This is a genomic window from Actinacidiphila oryziradicis, from assembly GCF_005047355.1.
GTDB lineage: Bacteria > Actinomycetota > Actinomycetes > Streptomycetales > Streptomycetaceae > Actinacidiphila > Actinacidiphila oryziradicis.
The window spans coordinates 17,103-34,101 of sequence record NZ_SUMC01000032.1 but is presented as its reverse complement, the minus strand read 5'-3'; the positions used below and the strand labels follow the sequence as shown (position 1 = coordinate 34,101).

The 16,999-nt window shown below is 71.0% G+C and carries 16 protein-coding genes; 4 read left to right on the top strand and 12 right to left on the bottom strand.

Going from position 1 to position 16,999, the window contains the following annotated elements; translation table 11 throughout:
* The first annotated feature begins 278 nt into the window (after positions 1-278).
* The gene (locus FCI23_RS28780) at positions 279-689 is read left to right on the top strand and encodes an ATP-binding protein (RefSeq protein ID WP_136726862.1); all 411 of its coding nucleotides are present in this window, start codon (positions 279-281) and stop codon (positions 687-689) included.
* A 13-nt stretch (positions 690-702) separates the two neighbouring features.
* On the opposite strand, the gene FCI23_RS28775 is transcribed toward FCI23_RS28780, so the two are convergent.
* The 5 genes from FCI23_RS28775 to FCI23_RS28755 form a co-directional block, all read right to left on the bottom strand.
* A complete protein-coding gene (locus FCI23_RS28775; RefSeq protein WP_136726861.1) occupies positions 703-1,668 on the bottom strand; it encodes a hypothetical protein in 966 nt (321 codons plus the stop codon).
* A 167-nt stretch (positions 1,669-1,835) separates the two neighbouring features.
* The gene (locus FCI23_RS28770; protein ID WP_136726860.1) at positions 1,836-2,099 is read right to left on the bottom strand and encodes a hypothetical protein; all 264 of its coding nucleotides are present in this window, start codon (positions 2,097-2,099) and stop codon (positions 1,836-1,838) included.
* A gap of 431 nt (positions 2,100-2,530) precedes the next feature.
* The gene (locus FCI23_RS63160; protein ID WP_322973911.1) at positions 2,531-2,728 is read right to left on the bottom strand and encodes an NACHT domain-containing protein; all 198 of its coding nucleotides are present in this window, start codon (positions 2,726-2,728) and stop codon (positions 2,531-2,533) included.
* A gap of 122 nt (positions 2,729-2,850) precedes the next feature.
* Positions 2,851-3,900, bottom strand: coding sequence for a trypco2 family protein (locus tag FCI23_RS63155; protein ID WP_322973910.1), 1,050 nt, complete (start codon positions 3,898-3,900; stop codon positions 2,851-2,853).
* A gap of 42 nt (positions 3,901-3,942) precedes the next feature.
* Positions 3,943-4,518, bottom strand: a complete 576-nt coding sequence (locus FCI23_RS28755; protein WP_136726858.1) for a TetR/AcrR family transcriptional regulator — start codon at positions 4,516-4,518, stop codon at positions 3,943-3,945.
* A 195-nt stretch (positions 4,519-4,713) separates the two neighbouring features.
* Here FCI23_RS28755 and FCI23_RS28750 point away from each other — a divergent pair, with 195 nt between their 5' ends.
* Positions 4,714-6,291 carry an MDR family MFS transporter gene (locus FCI23_RS28750; RefSeq protein WP_211265501.1) on the top strand — a complete coding sequence of 526 codons (1,578 nt, stop codon included), beginning with the start codon at positions 4,714-4,716 and terminating at the stop codon, positions 6,289-6,291.
* 129 nt (positions 6,292-6,420) lie between these two features.
* Here FCI23_RS28750 and FCI23_RS28745 read toward each other — a convergent pair whose 3' ends face one another.
* From FCI23_RS28745 to FCI23_RS28725, 5 genes are all read right to left on the bottom strand, one after another.
* Complete coding sequence (locus FCI23_RS28745; RefSeq protein ID WP_136726857.1) at positions 6,421-7,710, bottom strand: sensor histidine kinase; 1,290 nt, start codon at positions 7,708-7,710, stop codon at positions 6,421-6,423.
* A 6-nt stretch (positions 7,711-7,716) separates the two neighbouring features.
* Complete coding sequence (cseB, locus tag FCI23_RS28740; RefSeq protein ID WP_136726856.1) at positions 7,717-8,400, bottom strand: two-component system response regulator CseB; 684 nt, start codon at positions 8,398-8,400, stop codon at positions 7,717-7,719.
* Between the two features lie 45 nt (positions 8,401-8,445).
* Entirely contained in the window at positions 8,446-9,060 is a 615-nt protein-coding gene (locus tag FCI23_RS28735) for a hypothetical protein (protein WP_246144122.1), read from the bottom strand.
* A complete protein-coding gene (locus tag FCI23_RS28730; protein ID WP_136726855.1) occupies positions 9,042-9,617 on the bottom strand; it encodes a SigE family RNA polymerase sigma factor in 576 nt (191 codons plus the stop codon). The genes FCI23_RS28735 and FCI23_RS28730 overlap by 19 nt, the downstream gene beginning before the upstream one ends.
* 154 nt (positions 9,618-9,771) lie before the next feature.
* A complete protein-coding gene (locus FCI23_RS28725) occupies positions 9,772-10,662 on the bottom strand; it encodes an HhH-GPD family protein (RefSeq protein ID WP_136726854.1) in 891 nt (296 codons plus the stop codon).
* A 210-nt stretch (positions 10,663-10,872) separates the two neighbouring features.
* On the opposite strand from FCI23_RS28725, the gene FCI23_RS28720 reads away from it, so the two are divergent.
* On the top strand, positions 10,873-11,706 hold the full coding sequence (locus FCI23_RS28720; RefSeq protein WP_322973909.1) for a hypothetical protein: 834 nt from the start codon (positions 10,873-10,875) through the stop codon (positions 11,704-11,706).
* Between the two features lie 20 nt (positions 11,707-11,726).
* Here FCI23_RS28720 and disA read toward each other — a convergent pair whose 3' ends face one another.
* Positions 11,727-12,851 carry a DNA integrity scanning diadenylate cyclase DisA gene (gene disA / locus FCI23_RS28715; protein WP_136726852.1) on the bottom strand — a complete coding sequence of 375 codons (1,125 nt, stop codon included), beginning with the start codon at positions 12,849-12,851 and terminating at the stop codon, positions 11,727-11,729.
* 67 nt (positions 12,852-12,918) lie between these two features.
* The gene (gene radA / locus FCI23_RS28710; RefSeq protein WP_136726851.1) at positions 12,919-14,304 is read right to left on the bottom strand and encodes a DNA repair protein RadA; all 1,386 of its coding nucleotides are present in this window, start codon (positions 14,302-14,304) and stop codon (positions 12,919-12,921) included.
* A 1,172-nt stretch (positions 14,305-15,476) separates the two neighbouring features.
* Between radA and FCI23_RS62475 the strand changes: the two genes are divergently transcribed.
* Positions 15,477-16,997: a BACON domain-containing protein gene (locus FCI23_RS62475; RefSeq protein ID WP_265737775.1), complete on the top strand. Its 1,521-nt coding sequence runs from the start codon at positions 15,477-15,479 to the stop codon at positions 16,995-16,997.
* Positions 16,998-16,999: the final 2 nt, after the last annotated feature.

The following is a 16,999-nucleotide window of genomic DNA, read 5'->3' as shown; positions in this document are numbered from 1 at the left end:
TCTCCTCGGAGTTCGGCGCTCAGTCTGCCTGTGGCTGGCGACGGGGTCCACTCGATCGTGAGATTAGGTTGCAGGAATGAGTACCTAACCTCTACCGTGAGTGTTGCATCGCTCACACAGGGACAACGGCGGCCCCGCCGCCAACGTGCCCTGGGTCTCACCGTCGCGGAAGCGCACCGCCCCCCGATCCATGCCGTCTGCCGCCAAAGCACCGGCATGTCCAAGGGGGCGGCAGGCCACCGCACCTCCCGCCCTTCAACACAGTCTTGGAGGCCCTCGTGGCACCGCCCGCCGACCTACCGCTCACTTACACCCTGCTGGCCCCCGCCGTCGCCACCGCGCCCAGGGTGTGCCGCGACTTCGTACGCAGCGCCCTCAACGCCTCCGGCCTGGCGGGCCCGGCGGACGCGGCGGCGCTGTGCACCTCGGAGCTGGCGACCAACGTCCATCTGCATGCCAAGGGCGACATCCGCCTCGGGCTCGCTATCGAGCCGACCCGCATCCGGGTCGACGTACACGACGGCAGTGACGCGCTGCCCTCGCCCCGGCGCCCGGGCAGGCACGACACCCACGGGCGGGGTCTGTTCCTGGTCACCGCGCTTTCGGACGTGTGCGGGGTGGCACCCGACAGCGACGGCAACGGCAAGGGCGTCTGGTTCGAGCTCAACGTCGTTTCGCCCGAGGGGTGACGCCCCCAGTGCCTCAGCAGGGCAGCACCTGAATCCGGTCCAGCGGACCGTACGGGCCGCCAGCCAGGGCGGACCGCAGCCGGTCAAGCACTACGTCGGGACGCTCCCGCAGTTGTCGGGCCGTGATGTGCTGGACGCAGAGCCCGAGTGCGTCGAGGCGGTTGTGACGGTCCCACGTCGACTCCCAGTCGGGCAGGGCGAAGTGGTGCGCGATCGATTCGACCTCCAGCAGTACGCCATGGTCCGGCCAATAGCCGTCCGGCACCGCCAGGAACCGGCCGTCCAGGCGCAACTCCGGGTTCCACAGCGGCCGGGGGAGCCCCGAACACCCCTCAACCACGTCCCGGGCCTCCGCCTCCACCGGCGAGCGCGTACCCGCCCCCAAGTCGGCCAGGACCTGGGCAATGTGCGGCAGCCGGTCCAGCCGCGCCGCCCGCAGCTCCTCCGCCAGCCTGGACACAGGGCACCGTCGGGCCTGCACCACTTCGGCCAGCAGCCCCCGCACGTCGGTGCCTACCGTGGCCATCGCGTCCGCGACCGCCCGCGCCAGCGGCGCGCACGCCAGCCCCTCCACCCGCACCGCTTCCGGCATCCGCCGCGTCGGCCGCACCCGCGCGAACTCCTCGTCCCGGCGCCGTCGCCCGGCGGGCACCAGCACATCCACGTTCCGTACGTGCTCCGGCTGCGGCGCGTGCTTCAGCCGCCGCAGCGCCAGCACCGCCGTCCCGGTGAGCATGGCCGAACCGGGGTGCCCGTGCTCGCCGTAGCGCAGCGCCATCCGCATGCGCTGCAAATGCGTCGGCTGCCCGGTGTGCAGCAGGTATGTGCGCGGCAGCAGCCGTTGCCAGGGCCCGCCGGGCCCGCACCGCCCGGCGATCGTGCTGTCGCCGACCCCGACGTGCAGCAGTTGGGCGTGCGTGGCGACATGGTCGTCGTCGGCGGCCAGCCTGGCCAGCGCGTCGTCGTAGGAGATCGTCATGGCCGCCCCTTGCCCGGCCCCGGCCCGGCCGGAACGGCGGTCACGGGGTTGTGACATGGCGCCACCCCATCGGGGGACTGGCGCCTGCGTGGGCTTCAGCGCATGCCTGCGTGCACTTCGGTCACACCGGGGTGTACGCAGGCGCGGGCCGAAGTGTACGCAGGCGGCTACTGCCGAGGCCGGGGGCGGAGAGTGAGTTTGACGGTGGAGGGCAGGAGGTGGGCGTTCAGGACGGTGCCGGGGTAGCTGACGGTGAGGGTCTGCAGGTCCGGCAAAGCGGCGAGGGGCGCGAGGTCGATGGTGGGGAAGGCGCCGGAGGCGGCGTTCAGGTACAGGCGCTGGAGGCCGGGAAGGACCGCGCTGAGGTTCCTGATATGACCATCACTGGATAGCCGATTGAGGACCAGGGTGGTGACGCGGTGCGATTTCATGCCGGGTGGGAAGAGGGCATGGTCCGTGTGATCGGCGAACAACAGGAACGCCAGATTGGGCAGTGAGAATACGTGTGCCCAATCATCCGGTCGTGTCCCGCCTCGTGGTGTAAGCGACCTTGCTCGACGCGTTCCGGTAAGCCACGTGTCGGCCATCCCATGGGCCACGGCTCCCGCGTCGCGCGCGGCTGACCTGCCGTCAGCGCCATTGGCGGCCCTGAACCGCGTCAATGCGGCGATGACCTGCGCATTCCGAGTACTTGATCGGCTACACCATCTGGCGGGACGCGATCAATCGTCCGGGTTGAGGACGGAATCGCGATCGGCAAAGCCGAGGGTGATGAGGCTTGGCCATGCGGCGAGGACTTCGAGGCCACCTGCGGCGCTGGGCAGGTGGAGGCTTGCCAGGGGGAGATGATGGGGCAGGGAGGTCAAGATGTCGGCTGGCCAGCGACTGATGGGGACGCGTACGGAGGGGAGGAGTCGTCCGGCATGGGCATGGGACCGTGCCGGACGAGGGTGCGGAGGGGGAGGACGAAGGGGATTTTGTCGCCGCGTTCGTGGCGGGCGGCGGTGGTGGCGAGCCACTGGACGAGGGTGGTCTTGCCGGAGCCGGCGACGCCGCGCAGGAGGACGCGCTCGCGTCCGGCGAGGGCCTGGTCGGCGGGGAGCGGGGCGCTGGGGGCGTGGAGGGGGCCGCCGTTGGTGCCGGGGAAGTCGCGGGTCGTCTCGGAGGCGGCGGCTTCCAGGCTCAGGTAGGCCGCGTCGAGCGGCCAGGTGGCACGGGAGCGGTCGGTGAGGTCGATGCCGAAGATGGTGAGGATGCCGTGCTTGACGGCGAGGTAGTCGGCGTAGCGCTGCTGGAATTCGGCGTCGGGATCCACAGTGGGTTGGACAGTGATGATCGAGTACTGGCCGGGGGCGTCCCGGCCGAGAGCTTCATGGAACCCGGAGTCGTTGAGCAGGAGGTGTGTGGGCACGGCTTCCACACGGCCGTGCTGTCAGCCACCGGGTCGAAGGCTACGACTCCCAGGAGTAAGTCCTGTGCGAAGAGCGCCGCCCCGGACATTCCGGCCCAGGGGGAGCCGCCGTCCGGGCGGGGCGTGGGCGGGGTGTGGTCGCTGTCGAGTACGTACCGGTTGTTGAGCAGGCCGGAGCCGGGTTTGAGTGTGCCGACGAGCTGTTCGCTGCCGAGGCTCCCCTGTCCGATGCGCTGGGCGCGGGGAAAGCCGATGGCTTCGCAGCCGGGTATGCGGGTGAGGGAGTTGACCACGCCCCATCGGGTCAGGCTGAACTTCTTCGATGTCATCAGCGGTACGAGATGCTTGCGGGCTCGAAGCAGCGCGGCGTCGATCCCGTGGTCGAGACCGGACCAGAGGAGATCGCAGTCGATCAGACCGAGCCCACCGGGGACGGCGGCCTGGATGCGAGCGCTGTCCCGCACCACATGGCCGGCGGTCAGGATCAGCTTGGCGGTCAGCAGGTAGCCGCTGCCTTGGCGGGCGGCGCCGATGTCCCAGCCGCCGCCCGTGGCGGCGTGCTTCGGCTTCAGGGTGAACGAGACCTTGTGGGTCTGGGCCCGTGAGCGCCCGCTCTCGGCGGAGGCGTCCACGAGCCAGGCCTTCACCCCGCCCCGGGCTCGGGCGTCGCGGCGGACTTCGACGGTGAACTCCATGTGTATGTCGCCGAGTTCGAAGCGAAGATCCTGGTCGGTGCCGCGGGCCGTTGCGGCGGTGAGGCCGTCGCGGATCGCTTCGACGGCGTCGGCAAGCTCGATGTCGGCGAGATGGTCGTTGCCCATGGCGTCCCCCTTGTCACCTCTGGTAGGGCAACGGTGGCGGGGTCAGCCGCGCTCGGCGTGGGCGTCGGCGATGAGGCCTTGGGCGACTTCGAGGATGGCGAGGCGCTTGGCGTCGGGGTCGCCTTCGATGTTCTGCATGGCGAACATGCCGGCGTGCATGGAGAAGAGAGCGGTCATGCAGCGGACCTGGTCGGTCATGGAGAAGCCGGGCTCATTGAGGAGGGCGCCGAGGGCGCCGATCCTGTCCTTGAAGGCCTCGCCGATGCTGAGTTCGCGCATGGTGGCCTGGTTCTCTTGCATGAAGCGGAAGAGCCGGGAAGCGCCCCAGAGGGCCTCGCTGTAGCGGCGGAGGAACTCCTGCTTGGTGGCAAGGGTTCTGGGCTGGGCCTGGGCCCAGGCGATGAGCTCGTCAATGGGTTTGACGAGGTCGTCGGCGACGCTGATGAGGATGTCTTCCTTGGTCTTGAAGTGGTAGTAGAGCGCGGCCTTGGTGACGTCGAGGTGCTCGGCGATCTCGCGGAGCGAGGTCTTCTCGTAGCCGTGCTCGGCGAAGAGCGTCAGCGCGACGTCCTGGATACGGCGGCGGGTGTCGCCGCGGCGGGCCTGCGATGTGGCCATGGCTGCTGCTCTCCTGCGTTGCGCGCCGCCGGTCCCCCCGGCGGTCGCTTTTGCGCTGATATTAACTTACTTGACGACCGGCTAGCGGAAAGCTTAATCTCACTGTCGTACATAAACTAGCCGGGCGGCAAGTAAGTGGATCTACGTATCTCCGAGTCTGCGCGAGCCGCCCTTCCCTGGGGGGAGACACAGGTCATGTCCCAGACCGCAGAAGCCCCGCCCGAAGCGGTGGAACCCAAGCAGCGCAGTGTCCGAGTGGTGCTGTTCGGGCTGATGATCGCCATGTTGCTGGCGATGCTCGACAACATGATCGTCGGCACCGCGATGCCGACGATCGTGGGGGAGCTGGGCGGGCTCAGCCACTTGTCGTGGGTGGTCACGGCGTACACCCTCGCTACGGCCGCCTCGACCCCCATCTGGGGAAAGCTCGGCGACATGTACGGCCGCAAGGGCGTCTTCATGACGTCGATTGTGCTCTTTCTGGCCGGCTCGGCGCTGTCGGGGATGGCACAGTCGATGGACCAGCTCATCGCGTTCCGGGCGGTGCAGGGTCTCGGCGCGGGTGGCCTGATGGTCGGTGTCATGGCGATCATCGGCGATCTGATTCCGCCGCGGGAGCGCGGTAAGTACCAGGGCATGATCGCCGGGGTGATGGCGATAGCCATGATCGGCGGGCCGCTGGTGGGTGGCACGATCACCGACAACTGGGGCTGGCGCTGGAGTTTCTACATCAACCTGCCGCTGGGCGTGGTGGCGCTGTTCATGATCTCGGTGGTGCTGCATCTGCCGAAGAAGCGGGTGCAGGCGCGGATCGACTACCTCGGGGCGGCGCTGCTGACGGTCGGGATCACCTCGCTGGTGCTCATCACGACCTGGGGCGGTACGCAGTACGGCTGGGGCTCGGCGCAGATCATCGGGCTGGGCGTGCTGGGGGTCGCGGCGCTTGCCGCGTTCGTCTACGCGGAGACGCGGGCGGCGGAGCCGGTGATGCCGCTGCACATCTTCCGGAACCGGAACTTTTCGCTGATCTCGGTGATCGGGTTCCTGGTGGGCTTCACGATGTTCGGGGCGATGACCTTCCTGCCGCTGTACCAGCAGACGGTGCAGGGGGCTTCGGCGACCAACTCCGGGCTGCTGCTGCTTCCGATGCTGCTCGCGATGATGGTGGTGTCGCTGATAGCCGGGCGGGTGACGACGTCGACCGGTAGGTACAAGGTCTTCCCGATCCTGGGCGGTGGGCTGATCACCGTCGGCCTGTACCTGCTGTCGACGATGGACACTGGGACGACGCGATTCATGTCGGGGGCGTTCATGGCGGTGCTGGGCGCCGGCATGGGCTTCCTGATGCAGATCACGATGCTGATCGCGCAGAACAGCGTCGAGATGAAGGACATGGGGGTCGGGTCGTCGTCCTCGACGCTCTTCCGGACGATCGGCGGTTCCTTCGGGGTGTCGATGTTCGGCGCGGTCTTCACCCACCAGGTGCAGAGCACGATGGCCGCGCGGGCCGGCGGGACGGGGGCGTCGGTGACGTCGGGGTCGGCGCAGCTGAGCCCGACGAGCATCGGGAAGCTGCCGGCCGCGGTCAAGGACGCGTATCTGCACGCGGTGGCGAGCGGGACGCACCATGTGTTCCTGTGGGGCGCGGCGATCAGTGTGATCGGCTTCGCGGCGGCGTGGTTCGTCAAGGAGGTGCCGCTGCGGGGTGCCCCGCAGGCGGCGGCTGCGGGGGAAGAGCCGGTGCCGGTGATGTCGGTGGGGGAGGCGGTGTGAGGCGCGGCTGCGGCGGGCTGCTCGCCTGACCCTCCCTTTTCGGAAAGCGGGGGCCCAGGGGCCCGGGGGTTCTACCCTCGGGCCCCTGGGCCCCCGCTGTTGTTCAGGCGCCGGAGCCCGGGCGCGGCCTCATTCGCGCGGTAGCAGCAGTTGCGCCACTGCCCCGCCGCCCTCGCCGTCCTCGGGGGCGGCGTTACGGAAGGTGAGGCGGGCGCCGAGGACGCGGGTCTGGCCGGTGGCGATGGTGAGGCCCAGGCCGTGGCCGGAGCCGGAGCGGTCGGGGGAGCCGGTACGGAAGCGGCTGGGGCCTTCGCGCAGGAGGTCCTCGGGGAAGCCGGGGCCGTGGTCGCGGACCTGGATGTACGGGCCGTCGACGGTGACCTCGATGAGGGGCTTGCCGTGGCGGGCGGCGTTGGCGACCAGGTTGCCGATGATGCGCTCCAGGCGGCGGGGGTCGGTGCGTACGACGGCGTCGGCGACGACCAGCACCTTCGCGTCCGGAGCGGTGATGGCGACCCGGCGGCGGACGAACTCGCCGAGAGCGACGTCCTGCAGGTCGGCTTTTTCGGTGGCGCCGTCGAGACGGGCCACTTCCAGGACATCCTCGACGAGGGTGCGCAGGGCCTGGGAGCGGTCCCGTACGAGCTCCGACGGGCGGCCCGGCGGCAGTAGCTCGGCGGCGGTGACCAGGCCGGTGACCGGGGTGCGGAGTTCGTGGGCGATGTCGGCGGTGACCCGCCGCTCGGCTTCGAGCCGGCCGGCCAGGGCGTCGGCCATGGCGTCGACGGCGCGGGCGAGCTCGTCGGTCTCATCGCGGACCCGGGCGCCGATGGAGTCCCGTACGCGTACGTCGGTGGCGCCGCCCGCGACCCGCCCGGCGGCCTCGGCGGCCTTGCGGAGCCGCCGTGAGAGCTGGCCGCCGACAAGCACGCCGAGCGCGGTGCCGCCGAGGACGACGGCGGCGGAGCCGAGGATCAGGGCCTGGTCGAGGTCGTCCAGGACGGCGAAGGTGTCGGAGAACTTGCTGCTCATGGAGAGCACCCGGCCATTGGAGAGCGGGGTCTCCGCCCAGACGACGGGGCTGTTGCCGTGCTCCTGCACAAAGGTGGCGCGCTTGTCCTTTGCCGCGAAGTGCCGCAGCGCCGACGGCAGGTCGTCGTCGTCGAGCCGGGCGTTGATGGCGAGGCGGCCGGTGGACTCGTAGACCGTCTGGGCGAAGACGACCCGCTCCATCTGCACATCGCGCGAGTTGTCGATCATGCTGGCCCGGGCGGCATTGTGCACGACGAAACTCAGCACGACGGCGACCAGCGCGGAGACGGCCGCGATGGCCGCGCTCAGCTTCCAGCGCAGTCCCGTCTTGCGGAGCAGCCCCGCCCTACGGAGCAGTCCGGTCTTGCGGAACAGAAGGAGGGCCATGGGTGATCAGGCCTTGAGCTTGTAGCCGAAACCGCGCACGGTCTCGATCCGGTCCTGGCCGACCTTGGCGCGCAGCCGCTGGACGTGGACGTCCACGACCCGGGTGTCGCCGCCCCAGCCGTAGTCCCACACCCGCTCCAGCAGCCGGTCCCGGGAGAGGACGGAGCCGGGAGCGGCGGAGAACTCCAGCAGCAGCCGCATCTCGGTCGGGGTCAGCGCGAGCCGTTCGCCGTCGCGCCGCACCTCCATGCCGTCCGGGTCGATCTCGAGGTCGCCGAAGGAAAGCAGGGTGGTCTCCACCAGTCCGTCACCTGCGGAGGCCTGGCCGAAACGGCGCAGTACGGCCCGGATCCGAGCGGTGAGCACGGCTCCGTCGAAGGGCTTGGTCACGTAGTCGTCGGCACCGGCCTCCAGGCCGAGGACGACATCGATCGCGTCGGCCCGCGCCGACAGCATGATCACCGGAACGGTGGACTCGTCGCGGATCCGGCGGCACAGGCTGACCCCGTCCAGGCCCGGCACCATCACATCGAGCAGGGCGAGGTCGGGCTGGTTGGCGCGGAAGGCCTCCAGGCCGGTCAGGCCGTCGGGGACGGAGGTCACCCTGAAACCGTCGCGTTCAAGAGCGAGGGTGGTCGCCTCGCGGATGACGTCGTCGTCCTCGACGAAGAGCACATGGGTCTCGGCCATTCGTCTGCTTTCTGCTCTATGCCGGTATCTGCTGGTGTATACCCGCTATTTTCCTACAGCACGACTGTGGGAGATCTCGGAGAACCAGCCTCCGGTCCAGGCGTAGGTCGTCACGCTCTTGCCGGTCGGGCAGCACACCGCATCAGTGTCGGTGTACACCTTCCGGATGATCTCCAGATAGCTGTCGCCGATCTCGCCGTGGACGGGAGGGGTCTCGTCGATGAAGACATTCTGGTACGAGCCCCCCTTCTGCTGGTAGACGTAAACGCCGAGGCCCGTGCCGTCCCCGCAGGTCGACAGATTGATGAGGACATCGGGGTAACGGCTGTCGGTCAGGTATCCGTACTTGGCCTCAACAGGGTACTTCTTGGGTTTGCCCGCGCCCGTGCCCGGACAGGGCTTCACGTCCTCCTTGAACTCCTGGCGCACCTTCGGGTCCTGCTTCAGCAGGGTCACCGGGTTGACCTTCCCGGCGCTGACCGTCGGGGACGGCGAGGCCTTGGAGGTGGAGGCGGCGCCCTCCAGGCGTACACCACCGGTGTCCGCACAGCCGCTGACGCCGATCAACGCGCAAACGGCGGCAATCGCCGTGACCGGGACCAGAGCCCGTCCGGCGTGCCGCCGCGCCAGCCGTGGGGCAGTTATGCGGCTACTGCGCACACGTCCTCCATCCCGGTCCGGCACTGCCCTGCCCGCCTGGCGCCGATCGCGGGCCCGTAACCGTAGCAGCCCGCTTCCAGCTCGGCGCGCAGTCGCGCCAGCGCACGGTGCAGGGTGCTCTTCACCGTACCCACCGACATGCCCAGCGCGTGCGCGGTCTCCTCGGTGCTCAGCTGCCGGTAGTGGCGGAGCACCACCACCTGACGCTGCTTCGGCGCCAGCACACGCAGCGCGTCCCTGAGCATCTCGCGGTCGGCGCGCTGCTCGGAGCCGTCGTCGACGCAGGCGTCCGGGAGCTCGGGGGTGGGGACCTCCTCCAACTTGCGGGCGCGCCACCACTCGGTGCGGGTGTTGATCATCACTCGGCGCATATACGCGTCGGCGAGGCCCTTGTCGGCGATGGCCTGCCAGCGCGGGTAGGTACGCGCCAGAGCGGTCTGGACCAGGTCCTGGGCGTCGATCGGATCCGGGACGAGGCGGCGGGCGCTGCGCAGCAGAGCGTCCTGGCGCGTACGTACGTACTCCTCAAAATCCAGTACCTGTGCGTTCACCGCCATGGTGATCCTCCGTCCGCGTCCTGCTGCGTTTCACTACGACACCAGCGACGCTACGGAGCGGAAGTCCTGCCTTCGTCACCGTGACCGCTCAGCGGACTCACAGGAACCCGACGGTTATGTAACAGCGCTTTGGGTAAGCGATCCCAAGCTGCCCTTACTGGGGCAATCGGTACACTCCGCCCGCGACCGCCTCGACGAGGCCGTCCGCCACCAGACCGTCCAGCGCCCTCGCCCGCTGCACCGGCTCCTGCCATACGGCGTCCAGCGCCGCCTGCGACACCGCGCCGCTCGCCTCCCGCAGCACGGCGAGGAGCTTGCCCCTGACCTGACGGTCCGTCCCCGCGTAACTCTGCCCCCGGCGCGGCGGCCCCTCGTGCGCCGGCGACCCGGCCAGCCGCCACGCGCACTGCGCCGAGATCGGGCACCGTACGCATTCCGGGCTGCGGGCGGTGCAGACCAGCGCGCCGAGCTCCATCGTCGCGGCGGCCCAGCGTGCGGCGGTCCTCTCGTCCAGCGGCAGCAGGCGCTGCGCGATACGCCGCTCGGCGGCGCTCGTCGCAGTCGGCGGGTACTCGATGCCGCTCACGGCCCGGGCGAAGACCCGGCGGACGTTGGTGTCCATGACCGCGTGGCGCTGCCCGTACGCGAACGATGCCACCGCCGCCGCCGTGTACTCGCCGATCCCGGGGAGCGCCAGCAGTTCGGCATGCTCGCTCGGCACCTTGCCGCCGTGCAGCTGCGCTATCGCCGTCGCGGCGGCGTGCAGCCGCAGCGCCCTGCGCGGATAGCCCAGTCGGCCCCAGACGCGGACGGCTTCGCCGGGCGGGTCGGTGGCGAGGACGGCCGGGCTCGGCCAGCGCGCCATCCACCCCGCGTACACCGGGAGCACGCGGCTGACCGGGGTCTGCTGGAGCATGAACTCACTGACCATCACGCCCCAGGGGCCCGCTTCCGGGCGGCGCCATGGGAGGTCGCGGGCGTTCTCGTCGAACCAGTCGATCACGGGGGAGTGGAGGTCGGCATCAGCGCTCATAGAGCCACCCATGCTACCCGTGCCTCCGGCGCGTTTCGCTGCGCCGGGCGCGGCGCCTCCCGCTGGCTCCACCAGTGGCCCTACCAGTGGCCTGCCCGTTGAACCCCGGCCCGGCGCGTCCTGGTCCGACCAGTGGGCTTATAGGCACACAAGTTGCGGGTGGGTACCAGCGTGCCATCGGTGGTTTGGACCGAGACCGCATAAGGTTTGGGCGTGGGCTCTATGCGCAATCCCGTCGGACCTCTGCCGTCCTCCATTTACTGGCGACGGAGGGCTGTTGCGCTGTGCGTATTCGCGCTGCTCGCTCTGCTGATCCTCTGGGCCGTCAACTCCGGCGGGGGCGGGGGCAAGGGCAATGGGGCGAACGGCAGCGGCGGCCAGACTCCGGCGACGTCGATCACGCCGGGGCCGTCGGCGAGCGGGCCGCTGAACAGCAGCCGGCCGGGTGGCTCCGTCGGGGGTGACAGCGGCAGCGGCGGCTCGGGCAGCGGCGGCAGCGGTGGTACGTCGTCAGGTGGTAGCGGCGGCGCCACTGCCACGGCCGGGAGTTCGGCGGCCGGAACGACCGGCGGCGACACCGGAAGCGCCGGCAGCAGTGGCGGCAGCGGAGGCACGTCGTCGGGTGGCGCGGTGCAGCTGCCGGCCGGGTCGAGCCTGCCGGACTGCACGAGCACCGGCGTGACGCTGACGCTGCGCAGCGTGCAGAATTCCTACGAACCCGGCGTGAAGCCGAAGTTCAGCCTGGCGGCCACGAACGCGAACGGCACGGCGTGCAAGCTGAACTTCGGGGTGACGGCGGCGGTCTTCACCATCACGGATGTCAGCGACAACCACGTATGGGCGAGCGACGACTGCCCGAGCAGCCGGAGCGCGTACCTCGTGCAGGTCCCGGCGAACGGCAAGACGGCCTACGTCGCGCAGTGGGACCGCAGGGGCAGCTCGCCGAAGTGCGCCACCCCGAAGGGGCAGGCGGCGGCGGCCGGGACCTATCTGGTGGAGGCCAAGCTGCCGGGCTTCGCGGCCAAGCAGACGTCGTTCGTACTGAGCGCTTCTTAGGCCACTCCGGCCAACAGGCCCTAGACGTAACGCTCCAGGATCGAGGACTCCGCGAGGCGCGACAGGCCCTCGCGGACCGACCGGGCACGGGCCTCGCCGACGCCTTCGACGGTCTGCAGGTCGTCGACGCTGGCGGCGAGCAGCTTCTGCAGGCCGCCGAAGTGTTCGACGAGCCGTTCGATGACGGTGTTGGGCAGCCGGGGCACCTTCGCCAGCAGCCGGTAGCCGCGCGGCGAGACCGCCGAGTCCAGGGCTTCCGGCGAGCCGGCGTAGCCCAGGGCGCGGGCCACGGTGGGGAGTTCGAGCAGCTCGCCCTGCGGGAGGGCGTCCAGCTCGCCGAGGGCCTCGGTGACGGTGCGGCTGCGCTTGGCGGTGGGCTCGGGGACGTAATCGCGTACGACGAGCTCGCGCTCGGGCTCGACGCCCGCGATCAGTTCGTCCAGCTGGAGCGTGAGCAGCCGGCCGTCGGTGCCGAGCTCGACGACGTACTCGGCGATCTCGGTGGCGATGCGCCGGACCATCTCCAGCCGCTGGGCCACGGCGGTCACATCCCGGACCGTGACAAGGTCCTCGATCTCCAGGGCGGAGAGGGTGCCGGCCACCTCGTCCAGGCGCAGCTTGTACCGCTCCAAGGTGGCCAGCGCCTGGTTGGCGCGGGAGAGGATCGCCGCGGAGTCCTCCAGGACCCGGCGCTGCCCGTCGACGTAGAGCGCGATCAGCCGCATCGACTGACTGACGGAGATGATCGGATAACCGGTCTGGATCGATACGCGCTGCGCGGTGCGGTGCCGGGTGCCGGTCTCCTCGGTGGGGATCGCGGCATCGGGCACGAGCTGGACCCCCGCCCGGACGATCCTGGTGATGTTGGTGTCGAGGATGAGCGCGCCGTCCAGCTTGCACAGTTCGCGCAGCCGCGTCGCGGAGAATTCCACGTCCAGCACAAAGCCGCCGGTGCAGAGCGATTCGACGGTTTTATCCATACCGAGGACGATCAATCCGCCCGTATTGCCGCGCAGGATGCGCTCCAGGCCGTCACGCAGAGCGGTGCCCGGCGCGACGGCGCTGAGGGAAGCTCGCATGAGGCCCTCGGTGCCGGAACTCCCGCCGGATTTGCCGGGAGCTGCCGCCCGGTCGTTGGCTGCCACTGCTCTCCTCCGGTCGCTACGAATGCCCGGATGGGCGGGACCAGGGCAAAGTTTACCGTCGGAACTGTTACGAGCGTGGGGCCCTCTTGGGCAGCACGCGCAAGGCGTCCCCTATGTCCGTCACTTCCGTCACTTTCATCCCGCTCGGAATCCGCCCGGGATCCGGCGGTACGAGGGCATGCGTAAAGCCCAGTCTGGCCGCTTCCGCCAGCCTCCGCTGCACCCCTGTGACCCTGCGAACTTCCCCGGCAAGTCCGACCTCACCCACCGCTACCAGGTTCTTCGGGAGCGGCGTATCGATCGCCGCGCTGGCGAGCGCGAGCGCCACCGCCAGGTCCGCGGCGGGCTCGGTGAGCTTCACACCGCCGACGGTGGCCGTGTAGATGTCCTGCTTGCCGATTGACTTGATACGGCCGCGTTGCTCCAGCACCGCCAGCATCATCGACACCCGGGAGGTCTCCAGGCCGGACGTCGTCCGGCGGGGCGAGGGGATCTGGGTGTCCACGGTCAGCGCCTGCACCTCCGCCACCAGGGGCCGCTTGCCTTCCAGCGTGACGGTCAGGCACGTGCCGGGGACGGGCGCGTCGCGCCTGGTCAGGAACAGGCCGGACGGATCGGTGAGGCCCGTGATGCCCTCGTCGTGCAGCTCGAAGCAGCCGACCTCGTCGGTCGCACCGAAGCGGTTCTTGATACCGCGGATCAGACGCAGCCGTGCGTGCCGGTCCCCCTCGAAGCTCAGGACCACGTCCACGAGGTGCTCCAGCAGGCGCGGGCCCGCGATCGCGCCGTCCTTCGTCACATGGCCCACGAGCAGGGTCGACATCCCGCGCTCCTTCGACGCGCGGATCAGCGCCCCGGCGACTTCGCGGACCTGCGCCATGCCGCCGGGCGCGCCGTCGATCTCCGGCGACGCGACGGTCTGGACGGAGTCCACGATCAGCAGCGCGGGCTTCACATCGTCCAAATGCGCGAGCACGGACGACAGATCGGTCTCCGCGGCGAGATACAGGTGGTCGCTCAGGGCGCCGATCCGGTCCGCCCGCAGCCGCACCTGCGACGCCGACTCCTCGCCGGTGACATACAGGGTCCGGCCCTGCGCGCTCGCCGCCTTCGCGGCCACATCGAGCAGCAGCGTGGACTTCCCCACGCCCGGCTCGCCCGCCAGCAGCACCACCGCGCCCGGAACGAGCCCCCCGCCCAGCACCCGGTCCAGCTCCGGCACCCCAGTGCTCCGCGCCGTGGCCTGGCGGCCGTCCACCTCTCGGATCGGCTTCGCCGGGGTCGTGACCCTCCCGGCTGCCGTCGTCCGGACCGGCCCGGCCCCGTACTCCTCGATCGTGCCCCACGCCTGGCACTCCCCGCACCGGCCCAGCCACTTGGCGGCTGTCCAGCCGCATTCCGTACAGCGGTAGGAGGGACGGTCCTTGGGGGAGGTGCGGGTGCGTACAGCCATACGGTGCACCGTATCGGCTGGCGCCGACATTGTTGGGCTCTCCGGCTGCGGGCCGGTGCCGGTCCGCAGCCGGAGGCCCCGGCTGCGGGCGTGCCGGTTCCGCCCCGTCTGCCGGGGTTGCCGCTCCTCCCCCAGCTACCTCCCCCAGCCTTCGGCCGGGAGGTGCCCCCAGGAGGTGCCCCCAAGCGCCGGACGGGCTGGGTTGTCGTGCGTGCCGGCGCGCCATGTGGTGGTCGGGGTCGGGGCCGCTGTGGGGTGATCTCCTCGGGGCTCGCACGTGCGGGTCCGCAGTGAAGGCGCCCGGGGTGCATGTGCTCGTCCCCTGCGGGGACACCCCGGCGCGTCCCCTCCCGGCCGGATGTGCGCGTGACGGCCGCTCAGGGCGGAGACCGTAAAATCAACGCCCCGCACCCGGTGGTTCGGACCGCAAGGAACACGCACCGTGAGGCGCTGTGACGGCCGGAGGGGGCGGTGCAGGGGTGTCCCCGCAGACTGTGTCGCCCAAGTGCCGCCGGCGACGGCGCATGACGTCCCGGGCCCTGGCACACAGTCGTGGGGGCACCTCCTGGGGGCACCTCCCGGCCGAAGGCTGGGGGAGTGAGTCACCCCGGAGGCGCCACCGACCCAACCGACAACACAGCGCGCTCCGCACACGGCGCAGGGCACCAAAACCCGGCCTGTCCGGCGTTTGAGGACGGAGCGGCAACCACCGCAGACAGTGGGGGAGGCATCTCCGGTCGCGCCCAGCGCAGGCAAGGCGCTCCGCCCCACGGCGCAGGGCACCAAAACCCGGCCTGTCCGGCGTTTGAGGACGGAGCGGCAACCACCGCAGACAGTGAGGGAGGCATCTCCGGTCGCGCGCAGCGCAGGCAAGGCGCTCCGCACACGGCGCAGAGCACCAAAAACCCGGCCCGTCCGGCGATTGAGGACGTGGGGCGCGCAGGGCCCGGCCTCGCAGCGTCGGGCGGGCGGGTGGGGTAGCGAAGGGGGAACGCATGCGCAGGCGCTGTCCCCGATTGAGCGGGATGACCACCCGAATGGGTTAAAGGCCGCCGTGACTGCTGAGGCCGAACGGGCCATAGCCCTACCGTCACGTAGTGATGAGCAGCAGGCCTGAACCCCCGACACGGACCACCGGCGCGCACCGTCGACACAGCGCGCCGGTCCGGAGCGTGCGTCGGCGCGCGAGCGGCACACTGCCGGCGCGGCCACCCGCGGATTACGAGCCGTATCTGGACGGGCTGTTCACGTACTGCCTCTCCATACTGTGCGAGCACGACGCGGCCGCGGCGGCACTCGGCGACGCACTGGCCCTGGCCGAGCGGCAGCGCCCGCGGCTGCGGGACGCGGAGCTGCGCCGGGCGTGGCTTTACGCGCTGGCGCGCTGGGCCTGCGTACGGCGGCTGGAGGAAGGCAGGCCGCAGGACGACAGGCCGGAGCAAGGCAGTCGGCAGCAGCCGCTCAGGGCCTCGGCGGAGCGGCGTGGAGAACTGGCGTCGCTGGCGTGGCCGGAGGCGGCCGGGACCACCCCGGCACAGCGGGAGGCGCTGGAGCTGGCGGTACGGCACCAGCTGCGGCCGCACGAGGTCGGGGCGGTGCTCGGGATGGAGACCGAGGCCGCGCGGGCGTTGCTGGCCCGGGCCGCGTGCGAGGTCGAGCGGACCCGGGCGGCCCTGGCGGTGGTCGAGCTCGGCAGATGCACGGCTGTGGCGCGGCTGGCGGCCGGGGACCCGCACTTGCCACTGGGGCCCGAACTGCGCAAGCAGATCGTGCGCCATGTCGACGAGTGCCCGCAGTGCCGGATCACCGCGGAGCGCGCGGTCGCCACGGCGCCATGGCCGGGCCTGGCCACGACGGCCGCCACCGCCGTGCTCGCCGTGGTCCCGGCGCCGCGCCCGGCCGTGTACGCCGCGCTGCTGCACACGATGCCGCCCGGCGCGGGCCGCACGCGGGCGGCCACGCCGCGGTTCGACCGGCGTGGCTTCCCGCTGGACGTGACGGAGCACGCCGTGCGGCGCGCCCGGCTGCGCCACCGCGCCGTCACGACGACGGTCGTCGTGGCCGTCGTCGCCGCGCCGGTGCTCGCGATCTGGACCGCCTACCAGACCACGCTGGCCGCCCCGCACGGCACCAAGGGCGACGGTTCCTTCTCCGCGGGCCCACAGGCCGGCGTCCTCAGCGGCGACACGTACGAAAGAACGGGCACCGCCGGCGCCGTCTCCGACCCCACGCCCCCCTCACGCCAGGGCGGAAGGCCGTCCGTCTCGGCCTCGGTCGCCAGTGGCGCCCCGGGCGCGGCGTCGCCCACGCCGGGCGGCAGCGCCCGGCCGGGGCCCGGGGCGCTCTCTGTCCGGGCGGGGACGCGCGGCGGCGACACCCTGATCACCCTCACGGCGGCGGCCGACGGATCGCCGGTGTCCTGGACGGCGTCCACAGGCGCGGGGTGGCTGCGGCTCAGCGCGAGCAGCGGGACGCTGCGTCCCGGCGGGACGGCCACGATCACGGTGAGCGTCGACCCTTCGGCGGAGCCCGTCGGCCCGTGGACCGCGCGCATCGCCTTCCAGCCCTCGGGGGCGGTCGTCACTCTCCACGGCTCGGGGCGCCCACAGTCCCCGGCCCCGGTCCCGACGCCCAGCCCGACCCCGTCCCCGGCCCCGCCGTCCAGCTCCCCGGACCCTTCGCCCTCAGGGTGAGG

Excerpts from the sequence above, each read along its gene's own strand:
- cseB (WP_136726856.1), bottom strand. The coding sequence starts at position 8,400 with ATGGCCGAGACCCATGTGCTCTTCGTCGAGGACGACGACGTCATCCGC.
- FCI23_RS28745 (WP_136726857.1), bottom strand. The coding sequence starts at position 7,710 with ATGGCCCTCCTTCTGTTCCGCAAGACCGGACTGCTCCGTAGGGCGGGG.
- FCI23_RS28750 (WP_211265501.1), top strand. The coding sequence starts at position 4,714 with ATGTCCCAGACCGCAGAAGCCCCGCCCGAAGCGGTGGAACCCAAGCAG.
- FCI23_RS28730 (WP_136726855.1), bottom strand. The coding sequence starts at position 9,617 with ATGGCGGTGAACGCACAGGTACTGGATTTTGAGGAGTACGTACGTACG.
- FCI23_RS28720 (WP_322973909.1), top strand. The coding sequence starts at position 10,873 with ATGCGCAATCCCGTCGGACCTCTGCCGTCCTCCATTTACTGGCGACGG.
- FCI23_RS28770 (WP_136726860.1), bottom strand. The coding sequence starts at position 2,099 with ATGAAATCGCACCGCGTCACCACCCTGGTCCTCAATCGGCTATCCAGT.
- FCI23_RS28755 (WP_136726858.1), bottom strand. The coding sequence starts at position 4,518 with ATGGCCACATCGCAGGCCCGCCGCGGCGACACCCGCCGCCGTATCCAG.
- FCI23_RS28725 (WP_136726854.1), bottom strand. The coding sequence starts at position 10,662 with ATGGGTGGCTCTATGAGCGCTGATGCCGACCTCCACTCCCCCGTGATC.
- FCI23_RS28775 (WP_136726861.1), bottom strand. The coding sequence starts at position 1,668 with ATGACGATCTCCTACGACGACGCGCTGGCCAGGCTGGCCGCCGACGAC.
- FCI23_RS63155 (WP_322973910.1), bottom strand. The coding sequence starts at position 3,900 with ATGGGCAACGACCATCTCGCCGACATCGAGCTTGCCGACGCCGTCGAA.
- radA (WP_136726851.1), bottom strand. The coding sequence starts at position 14,304 with ATGGCTGTACGCACCCGCACCTCCCCCAAGGACCGTCCCTCCTACCGC.